The organism is Actinomycetospora sp. NBRC 106375 (genome assembly GCF_030269665.1).
Classification (GTDB): Bacteria; Actinomycetota; Actinomycetes; order Mycobacteriales; family Pseudonocardiaceae; genus Actinomycetospora.
The window spans coordinates 1-430 of sequence record NZ_BSTS01000082.1; the positions used below are offsets into that span (position 1 = coordinate 1).

The 430-nt window shown below is 76.5% G+C and carries 1 protein-coding gene; it reads right to left on the reverse strand.

The features are described 5' to 3' along the window. Positions 1 to 430 (reverse strand): hypothetical protein (locus QSK03_RS32970; RefSeq protein ID WP_285660067.1); only part of this gene is annotated, 430 nt, incomplete at both ends.

A 430-nucleotide genomic window follows, 5' to 3' on the forward strand; every position in this document is an offset into this window, starting at 1 on the left:
CAGGGTGCGGATGTGGACCGGGGTGTCGTCGTCGAGGGTGCCGTGCCCGATCGCGTCGCGCAGCCACTGGTGGTCGATGGTCAGGGTGAGCAGCGCCCGCGCCGCCGACACCGGCCGGCGCCGCTTCCCGCCCGCGGGGGCCGCTGCGGGTGCGGGTGCGGGTGCGGGGCGGCGGGGTGCGGGGATCAGCGCGTCCGGCTCGACATCGACCTCGGTCCTGGTCTCGGCCGCGTCGGCGTCGGTGTCGTCGGTGTCGGCGGTGTCGGCGGTGTCGGTGTGGGTGGTGTCGGCGAGTAGGCCGTAGGGGCTCAGGGCGTCGGCGACGAATTCTTTGAGGGCGGCGGCTTGGCGGCGTTCCAGGGGGCGGTCGTCGTGGGGGCCGGCGGGGGCCGAGCCCGCGTCGAACCCGCTCTGGAGGAGGGCGGCGTCG